Origin of the sequence: Adlercreutzia sp. DFI.6.23 (genome assembly GCF_024462535.1) — a bacterium.
Lineage (GTDB): Bacteria > Actinomycetota > Coriobacteriia > Coriobacteriales > Eggerthellaceae > Adlercreutzia > Adlercreutzia rubneri.
In genome coordinates this window covers 1-392 of record NZ_JANGBP010000214.1, presented here as the reverse complement: position 1 = coordinate 392, position 392 = coordinate 1, and the positions used below count along the sequence as shown (strand labels likewise).

The following is a 392-nucleotide window of genomic DNA, read 5'->3' as shown; positions in this document are numbered from 1 at the left end:
TCCACAGCGTCGTCGGCCATGCGGGCCGCCGCGTCGTAAAAGCCCTCGCGACCCACAATCTCTACCGGCGGCAGCGCGTGGGCGTCCCAGCCGGTGCCGAGGATGGACACGGAAAGCTCCACGCCATCGACCCACTGCTCGATGTTCACGGCCTCGTCGTAGGACAGCGCATCGAGCACCGCCTCGCCCAGCTCCTCCTGGATTTTCACCTTGTGCACGCCCTGGGCGCTGCCGCCGTGGGCCGGCTTCACGCAGACTGGATACCCGCCGATGACGCGGTCGGCCACCATCATCAGCGTCATGAAGAACGTGGCAGAAACACTTGCGAAAACGGAGTTCTTCATGTCCTCGCGAAGCATGGAGGGGAACATGATCAGCTTGGCGACGAGCAT

General features: G+C 64.0%; 1 pseudogene. It reads right to left on the bottom strand.

From position 1 onward, the window contains the following. Nucleotides 1-392, bottom strand: a pseudogene (locus NE591_RS13060) (hypothetical protein); the annotation flags it as partial.